General features: G+C 66.1%; 19 protein-coding genes. 17 read left to right on the top strand and 2 right to left on the bottom strand.

Features of this window, described 5'->3' with window-relative positions:
* Window positions 1-79: 79 nt before the first annotated feature.
* Window positions 80-466 (top strand): RidA family protein, encoded by a 387-nt coding sequence (locus WJ16_RS14055; RefSeq protein ID WP_006751946.1) that lies wholly within the window; start codon window positions 80-82, stop codon window positions 464-466.
* A 90-nt stretch (window positions 467-556) separates the two neighbouring features.
* On the opposite strand, the gene queF is transcribed toward WJ16_RS14055, so the two are convergent.
* Together queF and ilvA are read right to left on the bottom strand one after the other, a co-directional pair.
* Entirely contained in the window at window positions 557-1,381 is an 825-nt protein-coding gene (gene queF / locus WJ16_RS14050) for an NADPH-dependent 7-cyano-7-deazaguanine reductase QueF (RefSeq protein ID WP_069257571.1), read from the bottom strand.
* Between the two features lie 12 nt (window positions 1,382-1,393).
* Window positions 1,394-2,917 carry a threonine ammonia-lyase, biosynthetic gene (gene ilvA / locus WJ16_RS14045; RefSeq protein WP_069257570.1) on the bottom strand — a complete coding sequence of 508 codons (1,524 nt, stop codon included), beginning with the start codon at window positions 2,915-2,917 and terminating at the stop codon, window positions 1,394-1,396.
* Window positions 2,918-3,485: 568 nt separating this feature from the next.
* Here ilvA and WJ16_RS14040 point away from each other — a divergent pair.
* From WJ16_RS14040 to WJ16_RS13965, 16 genes are all read left to right on the top strand, one after another.
* The gene (locus WJ16_RS14040; protein ID WP_069257569.1) at window positions 3,486-7,505 is read left to right on the top strand and encodes a DUF3683 domain-containing protein; all 4,020 of its coding nucleotides are present in this window, start codon (window positions 3,486-3,488) and stop codon (window positions 7,503-7,505) included.
* An 84-nt stretch (window positions 7,506-7,589) separates the two neighbouring features.
* Entirely contained in the window at window positions 7,590-8,033 is a 444-nt protein-coding gene (locus tag WJ16_RS14035) for an HIT family protein (RefSeq protein ID WP_069257568.1), read from the top strand.
* Window positions 8,030-8,443 carry a gamma-butyrobetaine hydroxylase family protein gene (locus WJ16_RS14030; RefSeq protein WP_069257567.1) on the top strand — a complete coding sequence of 138 codons (414 nt, stop codon included), beginning with the start codon at window positions 8,030-8,032 and terminating at the stop codon, window positions 8,441-8,443. Before WJ16_RS14035 ends, WJ16_RS14030 begins: the two co-directional genes overlap by 4 nt.
* 52 nt (window positions 8,444-8,495) lie before the next feature.
* Entirely contained in the window at window positions 8,496-9,227 is a 732-nt protein-coding gene (ubiE, locus tag WJ16_RS14025) for a bifunctional demethylmenaquinone methyltransferase/2-methoxy-6-polyprenyl-1,4-benzoquinol methylase UbiE (RefSeq protein ID WP_069257566.1), read from the top strand.
* A gap of 41 nt (window positions 9,228-9,268) precedes the next feature.
* On the top strand, window positions 9,269-10,297 hold the full coding sequence (locus WJ16_RS14020) for a Tim44 domain-containing protein (protein WP_069257565.1): 1,029 nt from the start codon (window positions 9,269-9,271) through the stop codon (window positions 10,295-10,297).
* Window positions 10,298-10,461: 164 nt separating this feature from the next.
* On the top strand, window positions 10,462-11,088 hold the full coding sequence (locus WJ16_RS14015; protein WP_069257564.1) for a ubiquinone biosynthesis accessory factor UbiJ: 627 nt from the start codon (window positions 10,462-10,464) through the stop codon (window positions 11,086-11,088).
* A 12-nt stretch (window positions 11,089-11,100) separates the two neighbouring features.
* Window positions 11,101-12,678, top strand: a complete 1,578-nt coding sequence (gene ubiB / locus WJ16_RS14010) for a ubiquinone biosynthesis regulatory protein kinase UbiB (RefSeq protein WP_069257563.1) — start codon at window positions 11,101-11,103, stop codon at window positions 12,676-12,678.
* Window positions 12,679-12,695: 17 nt separating this feature from the next.
* Complete coding sequence (locus WJ16_RS14005) at window positions 12,696-13,322, top strand: class I SAM-dependent methyltransferase (protein WP_069258070.1); 627 nt, start codon at window positions 12,696-12,698, stop codon at window positions 13,320-13,322.
* A gap of 95 nt (window positions 13,323-13,417) precedes the next feature.
* Complete coding sequence (locus tag WJ16_RS14000) at window positions 13,418-13,759, top strand: FmdB family zinc ribbon protein (protein ID WP_069257562.1); 342 nt, start codon at window positions 13,418-13,420, stop codon at window positions 13,757-13,759.
* A 61-nt stretch (window positions 13,760-13,820) separates the two neighbouring features.
* Complete coding sequence (locus tag WJ16_RS13995; protein ID WP_069257561.1) at window positions 13,821-14,471, top strand: DUF502 domain-containing protein; 651 nt, start codon at window positions 13,821-13,823, stop codon at window positions 14,469-14,471.
* Window positions 14,472-14,538: 67 nt separating this feature from the next.
* A complete protein-coding gene (gene aspS, locus WJ16_RS13990; protein ID WP_069257560.1) occupies window positions 14,539-16,341 on the top strand; it encodes an aspartate--tRNA ligase in 1,803 nt (600 codons plus the stop codon).
* 159 nt (window positions 16,342-16,500) lie between these two features.
* Entirely contained in the window at window positions 16,501-16,995 is a 495-nt protein-coding gene (gene nudB / locus WJ16_RS13985) for a dihydroneopterin triphosphate diphosphatase (RefSeq protein ID WP_069258069.1), read from the top strand.
* On the top strand, window positions 16,992-18,266 hold the full coding sequence (gene clsB, locus WJ16_RS13980) for a cardiolipin synthase ClsB (RefSeq protein ID WP_069257559.1): 1,275 nt from the start codon (window positions 16,992-16,994) through the stop codon (window positions 18,264-18,266). Before nudB ends, clsB begins: the two co-directional genes overlap by 4 nt.
* Window positions 18,267-18,466: 200 nt before the next feature.
* Window positions 18,467-19,066: a TetR/AcrR family transcriptional regulator gene (locus WJ16_RS13975; RefSeq protein WP_069257558.1), complete on the top strand. Its 600-nt coding sequence runs from the start codon at window positions 18,467-18,469 to the stop codon at window positions 19,064-19,066.
* Window positions 19,067-19,124: 58 nt separating this feature from the next.
* Window positions 19,125-20,912 (top strand): acyl-CoA dehydrogenase C-terminal domain-containing protein, encoded by a 1,788-nt coding sequence (locus tag WJ16_RS13970; RefSeq protein WP_069257557.1) that lies wholly within the window; start codon window positions 19,125-19,127, stop codon window positions 20,910-20,912.
* A gap of 113 nt (window positions 20,913-21,025) precedes the next feature.
* Window positions 21,026-23,461 (top strand): 3-hydroxyacyl-CoA dehydrogenase/enoyl-CoA hydratase family protein, encoded by a 2,436-nt coding sequence (locus tag WJ16_RS13965; RefSeq protein ID WP_069257556.1) that lies wholly within the window; start codon window positions 21,026-21,028, stop codon window positions 23,459-23,461.
* The last annotated feature ends 22 nt before the right edge of the window (window positions 23,462-23,483 follow it).

The raw sequence follows: 23,483 nt of genomic DNA, 5'->3' as shown, positions 1-23,483 counted from the left end.
CATCCGCAACCGTGCGTTGCATGGGCCTCGGGTCAGCGCTGAAGCGCGTGCCCGGGTCGACAAAACAAGGAGTGAAACGATGAAGCGATATGGCGTAGGCGAAGCGAAGGGCACGGGCGGCCAGGTGATGCCGTTCGCACGCGCGGTCGAGGCCGACGGCTGGCTGTACGTGTCGGGCCAGACGCCGATGGTGAACGGCGAGGTCGTCGAAGGCGGGATCGTCACGCAGTCGAAGCAGACGATCGAGAACGTGATCGCGATCCTGAAGGAAGCCGGCTACGGCCTCGAGCACGTCGTGCGCTGCGGCGTGTGGCTCGACGATGCGCGCGATTTCGCGTCGTTCAACAAGGTGTTCGTGTCGTACTTCGGCGAGCACCCGCCGGCACGCGCGTGCGTGCAGTCGAGCATGGTCATCGATTGCAAGGTCGAGGTCGATTGTATTGCGTACAAGGCGCCGGCGAAGTAACGCGGCCGCGCTTCCCCGCGTACAGTAAAGCGGCCCGGTCGGTTGAACCCGACCGGGCTGTTTCGTTTGGGCCTTACCCGCCCGCCGCCCTCACTGCCGCGCCGTCCGCGCGTTGTCCGGCATCGGCTGGTTGTAGTTCGTGCGGAACGGGTTGATGTCGAGCCCGCCGCGGCGCGTATAGCGCGCATACACCGCGAGCTTCACCGGTTTGCACGCATGCAGGATGTCGAGGAAGATCCGCTCGACGCATTGCTCGTGAAAGCCCGTGTGATTGCGGAACGAGATGATGTAGCGCAGCAGGCCCGCGTGATCGATCTGCGGCCCGACGTAGTGGATCTGCACGCTGCCCCAGTCGGGCTGGCCGGTGACCGGACAGTTCGAGCGCAGCAGGTCCGACACGAGCGTCTCTTCGACCGGCGCTTCGTCCTCGGCGGCCGACAGCAGCGACGGATCGGGTTCGTACACGTCGGTGTCGAGGTCGAGCCGGTCGAGCGACAGCCCGTCGAGTTCGTCCATCTCGAGCTTGCCGAAATCGTGCGGCGATACCAGCTGCACGGAAACGGTCGCGCCGCACGCGGCCGACACGTCGCGCTTGAGCGTGTCGCGCACCGCGTCGATCGAGTCGAACTTCGATTGCGCGAACGAGCCGAGATACAGCTTGAACGACTTCGATTCGACGATGTTCGGCGATTCGGCCGGCACGTAGAACGTCGCCACCGCGAGCTGCGGCTTGCCGCGCGTATTGAGCCACGACAGCTCGTACGCGTTCCAGATGTCGGTGCCGAAGAACGGCAGCGCCGATGTGATGCCGAGCTGTTCGCGCGCGCCGGCGCGCGGGATCGGGAACAGCAGCGACGCATCGTACTGGGCGGCGTAGACGGTGGCCTTGCCGAGCGGGGAATGTTCGGGGTTCATTGCACGAAGCCTTTACGACAGGAAGAGGCGGTAAGCCGGATTGGCGCTCTCTTCGACATACGGATAGCCGAGCGCCGAGAGGAAGCGTTCGAACTCGGCATGATCGGCCTGCGGCACCTGCAACCCGACGAGGATCGAGCTGTAGTCCGCGCCCTGGTTGCGGTAATGGAACAGGCTGATGTTCCAGTCGGGCGCCATCGACGACAGGAACTTCATCAGCGCGCCCGGCCGTTCCGGGAATTCGAAGCGGAACAGGCGCTCGTCGAGCGCGAGCGGCGAACGGCCGCCCACCATGTAGCGGATGTGTTCCTTCGACAGCTCGTCGTGCGTCAGGTCGACGCTGTTGAAGCCGTGCGACTCGAAGTTCGCGGCGATCTCCGCCGATTCGCCGCGGCGGCGGATCTGCACGCCGACGAAGATATGCGCGGATTGCGCATCGGCGATCCGGTAGTTGAACTCGGTGACGTTGCGGTCGCCGACGAGCGAGCAGAAGCGCTTGAAGCTGCCGCGCTCCTCGGGGATCGTGACCGCGAACACGGCTTCCCGCGCTTCACCCACTTCCGCGCGCTCTGCGACGAAGCGCATCCGGTCGAAGTTCATGTTCGCGCCGGACGTGACCGCGACGAGCGTCTGGTTTTCGATGCCTTCGCGCTCCGCATACAGCTTCGCGCCCGCGACCGCGAGCGCGCCCGACGGTTCGAGCACGCTGCGCGTGTCCTGGAACACGTCCTTGATCGCCGCGCACAGCGCGTCGGTATTGACCGTCACGACGCCATCGAGGAATTCGCGGCACAGCCGGAAGGTTTCCTCGCCGACGAGCTTCACCGCGGTGCCGTCCGCGAACAGGCCGACTTCGCTCAGCTCGATGCGCTCGCCCGCGTCCAGCGACTGCGCCATCGCGCACGAATCCTCGGCCTGCACGCCGATCACCTTGATCTCCGGGCGCACGGCCTTCACGTACGCGGCGACGCCGGACGCGAGACCGCCGCCGCCGATCGGCACGAAGATCGCGTGAATCGGGCCCTGGTGCTGGCGCAGGATCTCCATCGCGATCGTGCCCTGGCCGGCGATCACGTACGGATCGTCGAACGGGTGCACGAACGTCAGATCGCGCTCGGCCTGCACCTTGAGTGCATGCGCATAAGCATCGCTGTACGATTCGCCCGCCTGGATCACCTCGACGCTCGGGCCGCCGTGCGCGCGCACCGCGTCGACCTTCACCTGCGGCGTCGTGACCGGCACGACGATCACGGCCTTGATGCCCATCCGGGACGCCGAGAACGCGACGCCCTGCGCGTGGTTGCCGGCCGACGCCGTAATCACGCCGCGTGCGAGCGCTTCGGGCGGAATGTGCGCCATCTTGTTGTACGCGCCGCGCAGCTTGAACGAGAACACCGGCTGGTTGTCCTCGCGCTTCAGGTAAACGGCATTGCGCAGCCGGGCCGACAGGTTGCGGGCGGGTTCGAGTTCCGTCTCGATCGCGACGTCGTAGACGCGTGCGGTGAGGATTTTCTTCAGGTAATCGTGGGATGCCATGGGCGCTCGCGTGCAGTGCGGATGCAGACCGTAAAGGGTCAATGATAGCGCCAAGGGTCCGCCCGCATGCAAGCGGCATGCCGAGCGCACGCTCGCGCGGCCGGGCGTCGGCGAGCTCGCGCGGCGCTTTTTGCCGGTTTAACCGCGCGGTTACCGACCGGCCGGACGGCGAATGGTCGCGCGAAATCGCGCCGAGCCAGGCCTGGAGCGGCTCGCGGCGATAGCCCCACGACCTGTCCGACGTGTCACGCATGGCCCGATCATGGGTTAGAATTCCGTTTTGAATCAAGGATCGGAAGATGCAGAGGCACCCTCGGATCGCCCCGTTGAAGCCGACGCCGCGCGCAGCCACCCCCGCGGCGGAGCGGCATGCGCGCCGCGCGCGATCGTGCTGATGGTTCCGAGTGCCGCCAGGCCCTGTCGCTGGCCACGAGGGGCGAGTCAACGCCCGCTCCGGCCCCATGAAGGACAGTCGCGCGCCTGGTAACAGAACAGATTTCCCCAAGATTGCGCCCACGCGCTTGCCGACGCCCGTGCACGGGGTATCGGCCCTCCGAGTCGTCCGAACATGAACGCACCACAAGTTTTCGATCCGAATGGCGCGGCCGCTGCCGTCGCCGCCGACCCCGCGCCCCGGTTGCGCGAGATTCCCTACAACTACACGTCTTTCTCGGATCGCGAGATCGTGATCCGCCTGCTCGGCGAAGAGGCGTGGTCGGTGCTCGACGAACTGCGCGCCGAACGCCGGACGGGTCGCTCGGCGCGGATGCTGTATGAAGTGCTCGGCGACATCTGGGTCGTGCGCCGCAATCCGTACCTGCAGGACGACCTGCTCGACAACCCGAAGCGCCGCGCGCTGCTGATCGAGGCGCTGAACCACCGCCTGACCGAGATCGGCAAGCGCCGCAGCGCGGATCTCACCGAGCACCGCGACGACGCTGGCCGCGAACGCGCGTCGCGCGTCGAGATGCTCGAAACCGCCGCGCAGCGCGCGGTCAACGAGTTCGCGGACGAATTCGAGAAGATGGCCGACCTGCGCCGCCGCGCCACCAAGGCGCTCGGCCGCTGCACGCAGAAGGACAACATCCGTTTCGACGGGCTGTCGCGCGTGTCGCACGTGACCGACGCGACCGACTGGCGCGTCGAATACCCGTTCGTCGTGCTGACCCCCGATAGCGAAGCCGAGATCGCCGGCCTCATCAAGGCCTGCTTCGAACTCGGCCTGACCGTGATTCCGCGTGGCGGCGGCACCGGCTACACGGGTGGCGCGGTGCCGCTCACGCCATTCTCCGCGGTGATCAACACCGAGAAGCTCGAGCAACTCGGCGCGGTCGAGCTGACCGAACTGCCGGGCGTCGCGCACAAGGTGCCGACGATCTTCTCCGGCGCGGGCGTCGTCACACGCCGCGTGACCGAGGCGGCGGAAGCGGCCGGCTACGTGTTCGCGGTCGATCCGACCTCGCTCGACGCGTCGTGCATCGGCGGCAACGTCGCGATGAACGCGGGCGGCAAGAAAGCCGTGCTGTGGGGCACCGCGCTCGACAACCTGGCCTGGTGGCGGATGGTCGACCCGGACGGCAACTGGCTCGAAGTCACGCGCCACGAGCACAACCAGGGCAAGATCCACGACATCGCGGTCGCGCGTTTCGAGCTGAAGTGGTTCGACGGTGCGTATGCGCCGGGCGAGAAGCTGCTGAAGAGCGAGATGCTCGAGATCGAGGGGCGCCGGTTCCGCAAGGAAGGGCTCGGCAAGGACGTGACCGACAAATTCCTCGCCGGCCTGCCGGGCGTGCAGAAGGAAGGCTGCGACGGGCTCATCACGTCCGCGCGCTGGGTGCTGCACAAGATGCCCGCGCACACGCGCACCGTCTGCCTCGAATTCTTCGGCCAGGCGCGCGAGGCGATCCCGAGCATCGTCGAAATCAAGGACTACCTGTTCGAAACGTCGAAGCAGGGCGGCGCGATCCTCGCGGGCCTCGAGCACCTCGACGAGCGCTACCTGCGCGCGGTCGGCTACGCGACCAAGAGCAAGCGCAACGCATTTCCCAAGATGGTGCTGATCGGCGACATCGTCGGCGACGATGCCGACGCGGTCGCGCACGCCACTTCCGAAGTGATCCGGATGGCGAACGGCAAGAGCGGCGAAGGCTTCGTCGCGGTCAGCGCGGAGGCGCGCAAGCGCTTCTGGCTCGACCGCAGCCGCACGGCCGCGATCGCGAAGCACACGAACGCGTTCAAGATCAACGAAGACGTCGTGATCCCGCTGAACCGGATGGGCGAGTACACCGACGGCATCGAGCGCATCAACATCGAGCTGTCGCTGAAGAACAAGCTGCAACTGGTGGACGCGCTCGAAACGTTCTTCCGCGGCGGCAACCTGCCGCTCGGCAAGACCGACGACGCGAACGAGATCCCGAGCGCGGAACTGCTGGAAGACCGTGTCCAGCAGGCGCTGGAACTGCTCAAGCGCGTGCGTGCGCGCTGGGAATTCGTGCGCGACCGGCTCGACCAGCCGCTGCGCGAGGCGCAGCACTACCTCGTGCAGCTCGGCTACGAGGCGCTCGCCGAGAAATTCGCGGATCGCGCGGACGAGCAGCCGGGCGCGACCGTGTTCCACATCACACAGGACCGCACGGTCCGCATCTCGTGGAAGCAGGAGATCCGCGCGGAGCTGCGCGCGATCTTCAACGGCGGCGCGTTCAAGCAGATCCTCGACGAAGCGCAGGCGATCCACAAGCGCGTGCTGCGCGGCCGCGTGTTCGTCGCGCTGCACATGCATGCGGGCGACGGCAACGTCCACACCAACCTGCCGGTCAACTCCGACAACTACGAGATGCTGCAGGACGCCCACGCGGCGGTCGCACGCATCATGACGCTCGCGCGTTCGCTCGACGGCGTGATTTCCGGCGAGCACGGCATCGGCATCACGAAGCTCGAGTTCCTGACCGACGACGAGATTGCCGAATTCCGCGCGTACAAGCAGCGCGTCGATCCGAACGGCCGTTTCAACAAGGGCAAGCTGCTCGAAGGCGCCGACCTGCGCAACGCGTACACGCCGAGCTTCGGGCTGATGGGCTACGAGTCGCTGATCATGAAGCAGTCCGACATCGGCGCGATCGCCGATTCGGTGAAGGACTGCCTGCGCTGCGGCAAGTGCAAGCCGGTGTGCGCGACCCACGTGCCGCGCGCGAACCTGCTGTACAGCCCGCGCAACAAGATCCTCGCGACCTCGCTGCTGGTCGAGGCGTTCCTGTACGAAGAGCAGACGCGCCGCGGCGTGTCGATCAAGCACTGGGACGAGTTCAACGACGTGGCCGACCACTGCACGGTGTGCCACAAGTGCGCGACGCCGTGCCCGGTGAAGATCGACTTCGGCGACGTCACGATGAACATGCGCAACCTGCTGCGCAAGATGGGCAAGAAGAAATTCAATGCCGGCAATGCGGCGGGCATGTTCTTCCTGAACGCGACCAACCCGCAGACGATCAACATCGCGCGCAGCGTGATGATGGGCGCCGGCTACAAGGTCCAGCGCTTCGCGAACGACATGCTGAAGAAGGTCGTGACGAAGCAGACGCAGCACCCGCCCGCCACCACCGGCAAGCCGCCCGTGGTCGAGCAGGTGATCCACTTCGTCAACAAGAAGATGCCGGGCAACCTGCCGAAAAAGACGGCGCGCGCGCTGCTCGACATCGAGGACAACAAGATCGTGCCGATCATCCGCAACCCGAAATCGACGACCGTCGATTCGGAAGCGGTGTTCTACTTCCCGGGCTGCGGCTCAGAGCGCCTGTTCTCGCAGGTCGGCCTCGCGACGCAGGCGATGCTGTGGGAAGCCGGCGTGCAGACCGTGCTGCCGCCGGGCTACCTGTGTTGCGGCTATCCGCAGCGCGGCTCGGGCCAGTACGACAAGGCCGAGAAGATCGTCACCGACAACCGCGTGCTGTTCCACCGGGTCGCGAACACGCTGAACTACCTCGACATCAAGACGGTGGTCGTGTCGTGCGGCACCTGCTACGACCAGCTCGCCGGCTACGAATTCGACAAGATCTTCCCGGGCTGCCGGATCATCGACATCCACGAGTTCCTGCTCGAGAAGGGGATGAAGCTCGACGGCGTGTCGGGCACGCGCTACATGTATCACGACCCGTGCCACACGCCGATCAAGACAATGGACCCGGTGAAGCTCGTCAACGAGCTGATGGGCACGGAAAAGGACGGCTACCGGATCGAGAAGAACGACCGCTGCTGCGGCGAATCGGGCACGCTCGCGGTCACGCGCCCGGACGTGTCGACGCAGGTCCGCTTCCGCAAGGAAGAGGAAATCCGCAAGGGTGCCGCGAAGCTGCGCAGCATCCCGGTCGTGGCCGGCCGCGCGCCGGCGCCGGCGGCCGCGAACGGCCCGGACGTGAAGATCCTGACGAGCTGCCCGTCGTGCCTGCAGGGCCTGTCGCGCTACAGCGAGGATGCGAACCTCGAAGCCGACTACATCGTGGTCGAAATCGCGCGCCAGGTGCTCGGCGAGAACTGGATGGCCGATTATGTCGCACGTGCGAACAATGGCGGGATCGAGCGCGTACTGGTCTAATGCGGACATGACGACCGCCCGACCGGGCCGGGACGAGCGGGCGCCGGCGCGGCAATGCCGGCGCCCGTCCACATGGGAGCGACGATGGAATGCGTGTTTTGCCGTGAAGACGGCGGCGATGTGCTCTGGCGGGACGATGCGCTGCGTGTCGTCCTCGCGACGGGCGAGCACGAGTACCCGGGTTTCTGCCGGGTGATCTGGGGCGCGCACGTGGCCGAATTCTCCGATCTCGGCGAGCCCGAGCGGGCGCATCTGATGCGCGTGGTCTACGCGGTCGAGCGGGCCGTGCGCCGCGTGATGCAGCCGAACAAGGTGAATCTCGCGAGCCTCGGCAACATGGTGCCGCACGTGCACTGGCACGTGATTCCGCGCTTCTCGAACGACGCCCATTTCCCGCAGCCGGTGTGGGCGCCGCGCCAGCGCGGCGTGTCCGAGGCGCTCTTGCGCACGCGCGCCGCGCAGGCCTCGCTGCTGCACAATGCGGTTCGCGAGGAAATTCAACGCATGAACGATTCGAGGCAGCCATGAGCGGTTTGACTTCCACGACGCCGATTCCGTCCGGCGTCGTCGTGCACGCGGTATCGCGCGTGCTCGAATTGCAGTACCCGAACGGCGACAGCTACCGGATTCCGTTCGAGCTGATGCGCGTCTATTCGCCGTCGGCCGAGGTGCGCGGCCACGGGCCCGGCCAGGAGACGCTGCAGACGGGCAAGCGCGACGTGACGATCACCGCGCTCGAGGGCGTCGGCAACTACGCGCTGCAGCCGACGTTTTCCGACGGCCATTCGACCGGCATCTACTCGTGGGACCTGCTGTACGAGATGGCCACGCAGCAGGATGCGCTGTGGCGCGACTATTTCGACAAACTGAAGGCGGCGGGCGTCGAGCGCGACGCGCCGATGCCGGCGGCGAACGCGTCGCACGGCCACTGCCACTGAAATCGACGGCGCCCGCTCGGCGCCGTCTTGCCATTTACTGAGGATCAACGCGATGAGCAAAACCCACTTCGGCTTCGAAAGCGTCGAGGAAAACGAAAAAGCGAAGAAAGTGGCGGGTGTGTTCCATTCGGTCGCGAGCAACTACGATCTGATGAACGACCTGATGTCGGCGGGCATGCACCGCGCGTGGAAGGCGTTCACGATCGCGCAGGCGAACGTGCGCCCCGGCTTCAAGGTGCTCGATCTCGCGGCCGGCACCGGCGACCTGACGAAGTCGTTCGCGAAGGCGGCCGGGCCGACGGGCGAGGTCTGGCACACGGACATCAACGAATCGATGCTGCGCGTCGGCCGCGACCGGCTGCTCGACAAGGGCATCGTGACGCCGTCGCTGCTGTGCGACGCGGAGAAAATTCCCTTTCCGGACAACTACTTCGACGTGGTCACCGTCGCATTCGGGTTGCGCAACATGACGCACAAGGACGCCGCGCTGGCCGAGATGCGCCGCGTGACGAAGCCCGGCGGCCGCGTGATGGTGCTGGAATTCTCGAAAGTCTGGGATCCGCTGAAAAAAGCGTACGACCTGTATTCTTTCAAAGTATTACCGTGGCTTGGCAGCAAGTTCGCGAAAGATGCCGAAAGTTACCGGTATCTTGCGGAATCTATCCGGATGCATCCCGATCAGGACACGCTGAAGACGATGATGGAACAAGCGGGTCTCGATGCGGTGAAATATTACAATTTGTCAGGTGGCGTGGTAGCTTTACACATGGGAGCCAAGTATTGAGGGGCTCCTCCCCTACATTTGTCTTACATCCGGAGAAGCTGATGTCCGAATCGCGTTCGTTGTTCAACCGTAGCAAGCCGTCGAAGCCGTGGGCTCGACGGGTCGGCACGCTGCTGATGGTCGGCCTGCTCACGGCCGGCACGTTCGCATCGCTCGACGCCGAAGCCAAGCGCATGGGCGGCGGGCGCAGCATCGGCCGCCAGAATTCCAGCGTCACGCAGCGCCAGGCCACGCCGCCCGCGCAGCAGCCGATGCAGCAGGCCGCACCGTCGCAGGCGCAGCGTGCGAATCCGGCCGCGCCCGCACCGGCCGCGCAGCCCAACCGCTCGCGCTGGCTCGGGCCGATCGCCGGCCTGGCCGCCGGTCTCGGCATCGCGGCGCTGCTGTCGCATTTCGGCCTGGGCGGTGCATTCGCGAGCATGATGGCGAACGTCATCGTGATCGCGCTGCTCGCGATGGTCGGCATCTGGCTGATCCGCAAGTTCATGAACCGCCGTCGTCCGCAGGAGCCGGCATATTCGGTTGGCGGCTCCGCGTCGTCGTCGGGCGGCTACTCGCAAAGCCCGTCGTTCCAGCAGGGCAACACCGGCAGCAACTATGCGGGTAGCGGCAGCAGCTACGCGAACGAAGCGCAACGCGTATTCGACGGCGGCGCAACGGGCGCGGCAGCGACTGCGGCGGCAGCGCCGCTCCAGGTGCCGGCCGGTTTCGACACCGAAGCGTTCCTGCGCAGCTCGAAGGTCTATTTCGTGCGGCTGCAGGCCGCGTGGGACCAGGGCAACCTGGCCGACATCCGCGAGTTCACGACGCCTGAAATGTTCGCCGAGATCAAGATCGACCTCGATTCGCGCGGCAACGAGGCGAACCAGACCGACGTCGTGCAGCTCGACGCGGAGCTGGTCGCGATCGAGGATCGCGGCATCGAGCAGTCGGCGAGCGTGCGCTTCCACGGCCTGATCCGCGAATCGGCGAGCGCGTCGGCCGCGCCGTTCGACGAGGTGTGGAACCTGTCGAAGTCGGGCGGTCAGGGCTGGCTGCTCGCGGGCATCCAGCAGATCAACACGCACTGAGCGTGACCGGCGGCCCGCGCCGCCGGGCACCCGGGCGACGGCCGCCGCACTGCGACCGCTTGCCGCCCGGGTGTGCGGTGAGGCACGGTCTGCCGACGATCCGACGTTACAATAGAAACCCGCGTGGGCGCCCGGCCTGCGCGGGTTTTTTCTTTCCCAGCCCGATGACCTTTGCCGCCAAGCCTTTTGCTGCTGCCGTCAATCACTTGCTCGCCCGCGAATCGTGGGCGCGCGACCGCCTGATTCCGTATGCGGGCAAGACCGCCCGGATCGACGTGCCTCCCGTTTCGCTCACGCTGCTCGTGCAGCCCGACGGCTATCTGTCGGCCGTCGACGCGCACGACGCGCAACAGGTCGACGTGTCGATCGCGCTGGCTGGCGACACGGTCGCCGCGTTCCTGCAGGGCGGCCAGGCGGCCGTGATGAAGCACGTGAAGATCGAGGGCGACGCGGAGTTCGCGACGCAGATCGCGAAGCTGGCCGAGCACCTGCGCTGGGAGCCGGAGGAAGATCTCGCGAAGCTGGTCGGCGACGCGGCCGCATACCGGATCGCGACGGTCGTGCGCGACGCCGGCGCGCGCGCGCGCCGCACCGGCCGCAACGTGCTCGATGCCGTCGCCGAATACTGGCTCGACGAGAATCCGCAGGTCGTCCGGCGCGCGTCGCTCGGCGGCTTCGACGCCGAACTGGCGCGCGCACGCGATGCGCTCGCGCGGGTCGAAAAGCGGGTCGAGCGACTCGAACAAAAAATCGGCGCGCGCACGGGCTCCGGCCCGCGCGGCGCGCACTGAGGGCCGCAGGGCATGCGCATTTTCCGTTTCATCAAGATTGTCTACACCGTCATCCGCTTTGGTCTCGACGAAGTGATGCTGTCCCGGATCGACGACCGGCGCGTGAAGCTGTTGCTGCGGATCACGACGATCGGCCGCCGCTATTCCGATCCGCCCGCCGTCCGGCTGCGCCACGCGCTCGAAAGCCTCGGCCCGATCTTCGTGAAGTTCGGCCAGGTGCTGTCGACGCGCCGCGACCTGCTGTCGGTCGATTTCGCGAACGAGCTCGCGAAGCTGCAGGACCAGGTGCCGCCGTTCGATTCGGCGGTCGCGATCGGGATCATCGAGAAGTCGCTCGGTGCGCCGGTGGACGAGCTGTTCGACGAATTCGAGCGCGAGCCGGTCGCGAGCGCGTCGATCGCCCAGGTGCATTTCGCGAAGCTGAAGCAGGGCCAGCACGCGGGCAAGGCCGTCGCCGTCAAGGTGCTGCGCCCGAACATGCTGTCCGTGATCGATTCCGACCTCGCGCTGATGCGCGACATCGCGATCTGGACCGAGCGCATGTGGGCCGACGGCCGGCGCCTGAAGCCGCGCGAGGTCGTCGCCGAATTCGACAAGTACCTGCACGACGAGCTCGACCTGATGCGCGAGGCCGCGAACGGCAGCCAGCTGCGCCGTAATTTCGCGGGCCTCGACCTGCTGCTCGTGCCCGAGATGTTCTGGGATTTCTCGACGTCTCAGGTGCTGGTGATGGAGCGCATGACCGGCGTGCCGATCAGCCAGGTCGAGACGCTGCGTTCGGCCGGCGTCGACATCAAGAAGCTCGCACGCGAAGGGGTCGAGATCTTCTTCACGCAGGTGTTCCGCGACGGGTTCTTCCACGCGGACATGCACCCGGGCAACATTCAGGTGAGCCTCGACCCGAACACGTTCGGTCGCTACGTCGCGCTCGATTTCGGGATCGTCGGCGCGCTGTCTGATTTCGACAAGAACTACCTCGCGCAGAACTTCCTCGCGTTCTTCAAGCGCGACTACCACCGCGTTGCGACGCTCCATCTCGAATCGGGCTGGGTGCCGCCTGAAACGCGCGTCGAGGAGCTCGAAAGCGCGATCCGCGCGGTATGCGAGCCTTACTTCGACCGTGCGCTGAAAGACATCTCGCTCGGCCAGGTACTGATGCGCCTGTTTTCGACGTCGCGCCGCTTCAACGTCGAGATCCAGCCGCAGCTCGTGCTGCTGCAGAAGACGATGCTGAACGTCGAGGGGCTCGGCCGCTCGCTCGACCCCGAACTCGACCTGTGGAAGACCGCGAAGCCGTACCTCGAGCGCTGGATGACCGAACAGATCGGCCTGCGCGGCTGGTACGAGCGCTTCAAGGTCGAGGCGCCGCAGTGGAGCAAGACGCTGCCGCAACTGCCGCGCCTGATCCATCACGCGATGGCCGCGCGGCATGACGCGCCGCGCGCCGCGAGCGAGGAGCTGATGCGCCAGATTCTCGTCGAGCAGAAGCGGACGAACCGGCTGATGCAGGCGCTGCTGATCTTCGGCCTCGCGGTCGGCGTCGGGGCGCTCGTCGCGCGCGTGCTGCTCGCGCTCGCGTACGGCGCATGACCGAAAGGAGCAGCGCGATGTCCGATCCGAAGCAACCCGCCACGCCGGCCGCTGCCGATTTCGCGACACGCGATCCCGGCAACGCGTCGTTCTGGGACGAGCGTTTCGAGCGCGGCGTGACGCCGTGGGAATTCGGCGGCGTGCCCGACGGTTTTCGCGGGTTCGCGCATCGGCTCGAGCCGTGCGCGGCGCTGATTCCCGGCTGCGGCAGCGCCCGGGAGGCCGGGTGGCTGGCCGAAGCCGGCTGGCCCGTGCGCGCGATCGATTTCGCCGCGCAGGCGGTGGCTGCCGCGAAGGCGCAGCTCGGCGTGCATGCGGGCGTCGTCGAGCAGGCCGATTTCTTTACGTACCGGCCGCCGTTCGACGTGCGGTGGGTGTACGAACGCGCGTTTCTGTGCGCGCTGCCGCCTGCGATGCGTGCCGGCTACGCGGCCCGCATGGCCGAGCTGCTGCCCACGGACGGATTGCTCGCCGGCTATTTCTTCCTGACGTCGAAACCGAAGGGGCCGCCGTTCGGAATCGAGCGCGCCGAACTCGACGCGCTGCTCGCGCCGCACTTCGAGCTGATCGAGGATATGCCCGTGACCGATTCGCTGCCCGTTTTCGACGGACACGAGCGCTGGCTCACGTGGCGCCGCCGCTGATGCGCGGGCGTCTCGGCCATTGCCTGAGCGCGGCGGGGTTTCGGCTATAATTCAAGGTTTTGCAAGCCGTTTCCAGTTTTCGTGGGAAAAATATCATGCCGATCTACGCCTATCGATGCGAAGCGTGTGGCTTCGCGAAGGATGTGCTCCAGAAGATGAGCGACGCGCCGCTGTCGCAGTGTCCGGAATGCGGGAAGGATGCATTTCGCAAGCAGGTCACGGCCGCGGGCTTCCAGCTGAAGGGTTCGGGGTGGTATGTCACCGATTTCCGCGGCGGCTCGGGCGGCACCAGCGCGCCGGCGACGGGCGACGCAGCGCCGGCCGCACCGGCGGAAGCCGCGCCTGCCGCGGCCGCGCCGGCCGCAGAGAGCAGTTCCGCAAGCACGACGACGAGCGCCGCGCCGGCCCCGGCTGCCACGCCCGCGTCGAGCAGTTGACCGTCGCGGCCCGGCCGGGCTGCGACCAACCCGCGCCGCCGGCGCGGTTCATGGACGGCAGATGATGAAAAAGACGACCCTGAAATCGGTGTTTCTGACCGGCCTGCTGGTTCTCGTCCCGCTCGCGATCACGCTGTGGGTGCTCGGCCTCATCATCGGCACGATGGATCAGACGCTGCTGCTGCTGCCCGAATCGTGGCAGCCCGAGCGGATGCTCGGTTTCCATCTGCCCGGGATCGGCGCGGTGCTGACGCTCGCGTTCATCTTCGTCGTCGGGCTGGCCACGCAGAACTTCATCGGCCAGAAGCTCGTCACGTGGTGGAACGCCGTGGTGCGTCACATCCCGGTGGTCGGGCCGATCTACACGAGCGTCAAGCAGGTGTCGGACACGCTGCTGTCGAGCAGCGGCAACGCATTCCGCAAGGCGCTGCTGATCGAATACCCGCGCCGTGGCTCGTATACGATCGCGTTTCTGACCGGCACGCCGGGCGGCGACGTGCTCAATCATCTGACGGAAGAATACGTGAGCGTCTATATCCCGACGACGCCGAACCCGACGTCGGGCTTCTTCCTGATGCTGCCCAAGAGCGAAGTCATCGAACTCGACATGTCGGTCGATGCGGCGCTCAAGTACATCGTCTCGATGGGCGTGGTGGCGCCCCCGGCGCCGGTTCCGGCGCCCGCACGCCACCCCGTCGAGCCGCCGCTGTAAGTAAAGAATCATCGCCCGGGCCGCGCGTTGCGGCGCCCGTTGATCAAACCGAACGAAAGCAAACATCATGTCGATGCGTACTGAATACTGCGGTCTCGTGACCGAACACCTGCTGGGCCAAACCGTGTCGCTGTGCGGCTGGGTGCAGCGCCGCCGCGATCACGGCGGTGTGATCTTCATCGACCTGCGCGATCGTGAAGGCCTCGTGCAAGTGGTGTGCGACCCGGATCGCGCGGAAATGTTCGCGACCGCCGAAGGCGTGCGCAACGAGTTCTGCGTGCAGATCAAGGGCCTCGTGCGCAACCGTCCGGAAGGCACGGTCAACGCCGGCCTGAAGAGCGGCAAGATCGAAGTGCTGTGCCACGAACTGAACGTGCTGAACGCGTCGGTCACGCCGCCGTTCCAGCTCGACGACGACAACCTGTCGGAAACGACGCGCCTCACGCACCGCGTGCTCGACCTGCGCCGCCCGCAGATGCAGCACAATCTGCGCCTGCGCTACCGCGTCGCGATCGAAGCGCGCAAGTATCTCGACGAGCAGGGCTTCATCGACATCGAAACGCCGATGCTGACGAAGAGCACGCCGGAAGGCGCGCGCGACTACCTCGTGCCGTCGCGCGTGAACGCGGGCCAGTTCTTCGCGCTGCCGCAGTCGCCGCAGCTGTTCAAGCAGTTGCTGATGGTCGCGAACTTCGACCGTTACTACCAGATCACCAAGTGCTTCCGCGACGAAGACCTCCGCGCCGACCGTCAGCCGGAATTCACGCAGATCGACTGCGAAACGTCGTTCCTCGGCGAGCAGGAAATCCGTGACCTGTTCGAAGACATGATCCGTCACATCTTCAAGACGACGATCGACGTCGAACTCGACGCGAAATTCCCGGTGATGCCGTACTCGGAAGCGATGGCGCGTTTCGGTTCGGACAAGCCGGACCTGCGCGTGCAGCTCGAATTCACCGAGCTGACCGACGCGATGAAGGACGTCGACTTCAAGGTGTTCAGCACGCCGGCCAACGCGAAGGACGGCCGTGTCGCGGCGCTGCGCGTGCCGAAGGGCGGCGAGCTGTCGCGCGGCGACATCGACGGCTATACCGAATTCGTGCGCATCTACGGTGCGAAGGGCCTCGCATGGATCAAGGTCAACGAGAAGGCGAAGGGCCGTGACGGCCTGCAAAGCCCGATCGTCAAGAACCTGCACGACGCATCGATCGCGGCGATCCTCGAGCGCACCGGCGCCGAAGACGGCGACATCATCTTCTTCGCGGCCGATCGCGCGAAGGTCGTCAACGACAGCCTCGGCGCGCTGCGCCTCAAGATCGGTCATTCGGAATTCGGCAAGGCGAACGGTCTCGTCCAGGCCGGCTGGAAGCCGCTGTGGGTCGTCGACTTCCCGATGTTCGAATACGACGACGAAGATGCGCGCTACGTCGCGGCGCACCACCCGTTCACGAGCCCGAAGGACGAGCACCTCGAGTACCTCGAGACCGATCCGGGCCGCTGTCTCGCGAAGGCGTACGACATGGTGCTGAACGGCTGGGAAATCGGCGGCGGCTCGGTGCGTATCCACCGCGAGGACGTACAGAGCAAGGTGTTCCGCGCGCTGAAGATCGGTGCGGAAGAAGCGCAGCTGAAGTTCGGCTTCCTGCTGGACGCGCTGCAGTACGGCGCGCCGCCGCACGGCGGTATCGCATTCGGTCTCGACCGCATCGTCACGATGATGGCCGGCGCCGATTCGATCCGCGACGTGATCGCGTTCCCGAAGACCCAGCGCGCGCAGGACCTGCTCACGCAGGCGCCGAGCCCGGTCGACGAGCGCCAACTGCGCGAACTGCACATCCGTCTGCGTCAGCCGGAACAGCCGAAGGCGTAACGCGTTTCGTACCCGGTCGTGTGTGCGTTCATGCGCACACGACGCACTTGAAAAAGGCGCAGCGATGCGCCTTTTTCGTTTTTTGCGGTACAGTCGCAGCACTTGCCGCCCGTTCGGAGCATTTGCCCGGCGCGCGGCCCCGTGCTGCATGAAATGAAGATGACGAAGCCGCCGAAAATCCCCGAATCCGTTCTCGTCGTGATCTACACGCCGGACCTCGATGTGCTCGTGATCAAGCGTGCCGACCAGCCCGATTTCTGGCAATCGGTGACCGGCTCGAAGGACGCGCTCGACGAGCCGCTCGCGCTCACCGCCGCGCGCGAAGTGGTCGAGGAAACCGGCATCGCCGTCGGCACGCCGGACGTACCGGCCAGCGCGCTCGTCGACTGGCGCCACCGGATCGAATACACGATCTATCCGCAATACCTGCATCGCTATGCACCGGGCGTCACGCGCAACGTCGAGCACTGGTTCGGCCTGTGCGTGCCGCATCGCGTCGACGTGACGCTGTCGCCGCGCGAACACGTCGACTACGCATGGCTGCCGTTCCGCGAGGCGGCCGCGCGCTGCTTCTCGCCGTCGAACGCCGAGGCGATCCTGCAGCTGCCCGCGCGCGTCGCCCTGTCGCGCACGCCGCACGGCTCGTCCGCATGACGGCGGAAGCCCGCAAGCGTTTCGCGCAATTGCGGCAGATGTTCCTGCAGGAACGCGGTTCCGCGTCGCGGCTCGCGTTCACGTCGGGCAACACCGTGCGGCTGTGCGAGACCGGCGGCGAATTCTTCCAGGCGCTGATCGAGCGGATCGACGCAGCTAGCGAGCAGGTGATGCTCGAAACCTACATCTTCTGCGACGACGCGGCCGGCCGCCCGGTGTCGGACGCGCTGATCCGCGCGGCGCAGCGCGGTGTGCGCGTGCGCGTGATCACCGACGGCATCGGCACCGCGCGCCTGCCGCTGTTCGACACGTGGGCCGACGCCGGCGTCGAGCACTGCATCTACAACCGCTTCCTGTTCGGCCGCTTCGGCTTCTCGCGCACGCATCGCAAGCTCGCGGTGATCGATCGCGCGGTCGCGTTCTGCGGCGGCATCAACATCGTCGACGACTACGCGCAGAACGGCGCGACGCTGCCGTTTCCGCGCTGGGATTTCGCGGTCGAGATGGCGGGGCCCGCGGTGTCCGACGTGCGCGCCGCGTTCGAGCTGCAGTGGCACCGGATCATGTTCGGCCACAAGCCGTACGCGCAATACGCGGCCGGGCTGCAAGGCGGCGAAGCGTTTCCCGAGATGTTCCGGCGCTGGATGCGCAGCCACCGGTGGATCAAGGCCGGCGCGCTCAGGGTCGTGACGGAGCCGAGCGTCGCGTTCGTCGCGCGCGACAACGTCGTGAACCGTCGCGCGATCGAGAAGGCGTATCTCGCGGCGATCGGCCAGGCGCGCCAGCAGATCCTGCTCGCGAACCCCTACTTCATGCCGGGGCGCAAGCTGCGCCGCGCGTTGACGGGCGCCGCGCGGCGCGGCGTCGACGTGCGGATCCTGATCGGCCGCAACGAGTTCGCGTCGCTCGATACGGCCGTGCCGTTCCTCTATCACGCGCTGCTGCGCGCGGGCGTGCGCGTCGCCGAATACGACAAGACGATGCTGCACGGCAAGGTGGCCGTGATCGACGACAACTGGGCGACGGTCGGCTCGTCGAACCTGGACGCGCTGAGCCTGATGCTGAACAATGAGGCGAATGTCGTGCTGGTGCGCTACGATGCCGTAACGAACGAACTGCGCGATGCGATCACGGCCGCGTTCGCCGACGGTCGGGAAATCGATCCCGCACGATTCGCCGCGCGCCCGCGCATCGAGCGCATGCTGAACTGGCTCGCGTATACGGCGTATCGTGTCGTGATGAAGGCGCTGACGGTCGGCGGTTACGACTGACGAATACTTAAGCGCTCGCTTCAAAAATCTGCCCGCACGTTCGTGCGGAAAAGCCGCTCCGGTCCCGCCGGAATCGCGCAAAATAGCGGCTCGGTTAGACACCGGTTTCTAATAATTTCCTTGTTTCGCGAGCGGCCGCACTCAATAATAGTACGGCCGTTCGATTTTATTCGAACCCCCGAACGGTTACAGAAATTGCTATGCGAAAAGGCGAACAGACGCGTGCCGCGATACTTGAAGCTGCTTTGGACCTCGCCAGCCGTGACGGGCTGGAGGGGCTGACGATCGGCCTGCTGGCCGAGCGCATGCAGATGAGCAAGAGCGGTGTGTTCGCGCACTTCGGATCGCGTGAAGACCTGCAGGTGGAGGTCGTGCGCGAGTATCACCATCGTTTCGAAAACGAGGTGTTCTTTCCGAGCCTGCGCGAGCCGCGAGGCTTGCCGCGCCTTCGGGCGATGCTGGCCCGCTGGACGGAGAAGCGCATCCAGGAGGTGACGACCGGATGCATCTACATCAGCGGTGCCGTCGAGTACGACGACCGGCCCGACAGCCCGGTGCGCGAGCAGTTGATCGCGAGCGTGACAGCCTGGCGTGCCGCGATGCTGCGTGCCATTTCGCAGGCGAAGGAAGAAGGCCATCTGCGTGCGGATACCGATCCGGAGCTGATGCTCTTCGAGTTGTACAGCTTCACGCTCGGCCTGCATCACGACGCCCGCTTCCTGCATTCGCCGGACGCCGTGCGCCTCACGTGGGCCGCGCTGGAAAAGACGATTGTTTCGTATCAGAGCGAGAGCCGTTAGCGGCGCGTGACCCGCCCGCCAGGAGCTCGAGCCGTTTTGCCCACCTTTGGAGAGAGTCATGGGACAGTACGCCGCGCCGCTGCGCGACATGCAATTCGTGTTGCACGAGCTTCTGAACGTCGAAGCCGAAGTCAAGCAAATGCCCAAGCATGCGGACCTCGACGCCGACACGATCAACCAGGTCCTCGAGGAAGCGGGCAAGTTCTGCTCCGAGGTACTGTTCCCGCTGAACCAGGTCGGCGACCGCGAAGGCTGCACGTATGAAGGCGACGGCGTCGTGAAGACCCCGACCGGCTTCAAGGAAGCCTACCAGCAGTACGTCGAGGCCGGCTGGCCGGCGCTCGGCTGCGATCCGGAGTACGGCGGCCAGGGGCTGCCCGCGTTCGTGAACAACGCGCTCTACGAAATGCTGAACTCGGCGAACCAGGCGTGGACGATGTATCCGGGCCTGTCGCACGGCGCGTACGAATGCCTGCACGCGCACGGCGCGCCGGAACTGCAGCAGCGCTACCTGCCGAAGCTCGTGACGGGCGAATGGACGGGCACGATGTGCCTGACCGAGCCGCACTGCGGCACGGACCTCGGCATCCTGCGCACCAAGGCCGAACCCAACGGCGACGGCTCGTACTCGATCAGCGGCACGAAGATCTTCATCTCGAGCGGCGAGCACGACATGTCGAAGAACATCATCCACCTCGTGCTCGCGCGCCTGCCGGACGCGCCGCAAGGCACGAAGGGGATCTCGCTGTTCATCGTGCCGAAGTTCATCCCCGACGCGGCAGGCGAGCCGGGCGAGCGCAACGGCATCAAGTGCGGCTCGATCGAACACAAGATGGGCATCCACGGCAACTCGACGTGCGTGATGAACCTCGACGGCGCGAAGGGCTGGATGGTCGGCGAGCCGAACAAGGGCTTGAACGCGATGTTCGTGATGATGAATGCCGCGCGCCTCGGCGTCGGCATGCAGGGCCTCGGCCTCACGGAAGTCGCGTACCAGAACTCGCTCACGTATGCGAAGGAGCGCCTGCAGATGCGCTCGCTGACGGGCCCGAAGGCACCGGACAAGCCGGCCGACCCGATCATCGTGCACCCGGACGTGCGCCGCATGCTGCTCACGCAGAAGGCCTACGCGGAAGGCGCGCGCGCCTTCACGTACTGGTCGGCACTGCAGATCGACAAGGAACTGTCGCACGGCGATGAAGCGGTGCGCAAGGAAGCGGCCGACCTCGTCGCGCTGCTCACGCCGATCATCAAGGCGTTCCTGACCGACAACGCGTTCGAGTCGACCAACCACGCGATGCAGATCTACGGCGGCCACGGCTTCATCTCCGAGTGGGGCATGGAGCAGTACGTGCGCGACGCGCGGATCAACATGATCTACGAAGGCACGAACTCGATCCAGTCGCTCGACCTGCTGGGCCGCAAGGTGCTCGGCGACATGGGCGCGAAGCTGAAGAAGTTCGGCAAGCTCGTGACGGAATTCGCGGAAGCCGAAGGCGTGAAGCCGGAAATGGCCGAGTTCATCAACCCGCTCGCCGACATCGGCGACAAGGTGCAGAAGCTGACGATGGAAATCGGCATGAAGGCGATGCAGAACCCGGACGAAGTCGGCGCTGCCGCCGTGCCGTACCTGCGCACCGTCGGCCACCTGGTGTTCTCGTACTTCTGGGCGCGCATGGCGCGTCTCGCACTCGACAAGGAAGCGTCGGGCGATCCGTTCTACAAGTCGAAGCTCGCGACGGCCCGCTTCTACTTCGCGCGCCTGCTGCCCGAGACGGCGTCGACGATCCGCGCCGCGCGCGCCGGTTCGAAGACGCTGATGGAAGTCGACGAATCGCTGTTCTGACGCGAGTTCGGGCGGCGCGCCGCGCGCGCCGCCCGAACGCAACGGTTCCTGGTACTCACTTCGCCGTGCAGCCCTCACCCCCCGCGCTGCACGACACTATCCGGAGACATCCCGTGAGCAATTTCCTGATTCGCAAGGTCGCCGTGCTGGGCGCCGGCGTGATGGGCGCGCAGATCGCCGCGCACCTCATCAACGCGCGCGTGCCGGTGCTGCTGTTCGACCTGCCGGCCAAGGAAGGCCCGAAAAACGCGATCGCGCTGAAGGCGATCGAGAACCTGAAGAAGCTGTCGCCCGCGCCGTTCGGCGTGAAGGACGACGCGAAGTACCTCGAAGCAGCGAACTACGAGGACGACATCGCGAAGCTGGCCGAATGCGACGTCGTGATCGAGGCGATCGCCGAGCGCATGGACTGGAAGCACGACCTGTACAAGAAGGTCGCGCCGCACATCGCACCGAACGCGATCTTCGCGACCAACACGTCGGGCCTGTCGATCACGAAGCTGTCCGAAGGTTTCTCGGACGAGCTGAAGTCGCGCTTCTGCGGCGTGCACTTCTTCAACCCGCCGCGCTACATGCACCTCGTCGAACTGATCCCGACCGCGCATACGCGCCCGGAGATTCTCGACCAGCTCGAAACCTTCCTGACGAGCATCGTCGGCAAGGGCGTCGTGCGCGCGAAGGACACGCCGAACTTCATCGCGAACCGTGTCGGCATCTTCTCGATCCTCGCGGTGATCACCGAGGCCGCGAAGTTCGGCCTGCGCTTCGACGAAGTCGACGACCTGACGGGCAGCCGCCTCGGCCGCGCGAAGTCGGCGACGTTCCGCACCGCGGACGTGGTCGGCCTCGACACGATGGCGCACGTGATCAAGACGATGCAGGACAACCTCGCCGACGATCCGTTCTTCCCGGTCTACCATACGCCTGCCGTGCTCGCCGAACTGGTGAAGCAGGGCGCGCTCGGCCAGAAGACGGGTGGCGGCTTCTACAAGAAGGAAGGCAAGGCGATCAAGGTGCTCGACGCGAAGACGGGCACCTACGTCGATTCGGGCGCGAAGGCGGACGAAACTGTCGGCCGCATCCTGAAGCGCCCGCCGGCGGAACGCCTGAAGCTGCTGCGCGAGACGGACCATCCGCACGCGCAGTTCCTCTGGTCGATCTTCCGCGACGTGTTCCACTACATCGGCGTGCATCTCGAATCGATCGCCGACAACGCGCGCGACGTCGACCTCGCGATCCGCTGGGGCTTCGGCTGGAACGAAGGCCCGTTCGAAGGCTGGCAGGCCGCCGGCTGGAAGCAGGTCGCCGAGTGGGTGCAGGAAGACATCGCGGCCGGCAAGGCGCTCGCGAACGTGCCGCTGCCGACGTGGGTGCTCGAAGGCCCGGTCGCCGAAAAGGGCGGCGTGCACACGGCCGAAGGCTCGTGGGCGCCGGCAGCGAAGCGCTTCGTGCCGCGCTCGGACCTCGCGGTCTACGACAAGCAGGTGTTCCGCGCGCCGCTCCTCGGCGAAGCCGGTGCCGATCCGAAGACGTACGGCAAGACGCTGTTCGAGACCGATGCGGTGCGCGCATGGGTCGACGACCGTGCGGGCGAGGACGACGTCGTGATCGTGTCGTTCAAGTCGAAGATGAACACGATCGGACCGAGCGTGATCGACGGTCTCGTGCAGGCGATCGAGCTCGCGGAGAAAGACTACAAGGGCGTGGTGATCTGGCAGCCGACGTCGCTGAAGCTCGGCACGCCGGGCGGCCCGTTCTCGGCCGGTGCGAACCTCGAGGAAGCGATGCCCGCGTTCATGATGGGCGGCGCGAAGGGCATCGAGCCGTTCGTGAAGAAGTTCCAGGAAGGCATGCTGCGCGTGAAGTACGCGAACGTGCCGGTGGTGGCGGCCGTGTCGGGCATCGCGCTCGGCGGCGGGTGCGAGCTGATGCTGCACAGCGCGAAGCGCGTCGTGCACGTCGAGAGCTACATCGGTCTCGTCGAAGTGGGCGTCGGCCTCGTGCCGGCGGGCGGCGGCCTGAAGGAAGCGGCGCTGCGCGCAGCGGAGGCGGCAACGGCCGCGAACGCGACCACCGACATCCTGAAGTTCGTCACGAAGTCGTTCGAGAACGCGGCGATGGCGAAGGTATCGGCGTCCGCGCACGATGCCCGCGCGATGGGCTACGTGAAGCCGTCCGACACGATCGTCTTCAACGTGTTCGAACTGCTCGACACCGCGAAGAAGGAAGCGCGCGCGCTGGCCGCCACTGGCTACCGCGCACCGCTGCGCGCGAAGGACGTGCCGGTCGCAGGCCGCTCGGCCATCGCGACGATCAAGGCATCGCTCGTCAACATGCGTGACGGCCGCTTCATCAGCGACCACGACTACCTGATCGCGAGCCGCATCGCCGAAGCCGTGTGCGGCGGCGACGTCGAAGCCGGCAGCCTCGTCGACGAGCAGTGGCTGCTCGCGCTGGAGCGCCGTGCATTCGTCGAGCTGCTCGGTACGCAGAAGACGCAGGAACGGATCATGGGCATGTTGCAGACCGGCAAGCCGGTGCGTAACTGAGCGAGCGGATAAGGCAAGGAGT

The sequence above is a fragment of the Burkholderia metallica genome, from assembly GCF_001718555.1.
Lineage (GTDB): Bacteria > Pseudomonadota > Gammaproteobacteria > Burkholderiales > Burkholderiaceae > Burkholderia > Burkholderia metallica.
The sequence above is the reverse complement of the archived record's forward strand: the minus strand, read 5'-3'. Positions and strand labels throughout refer to the sequence as shown.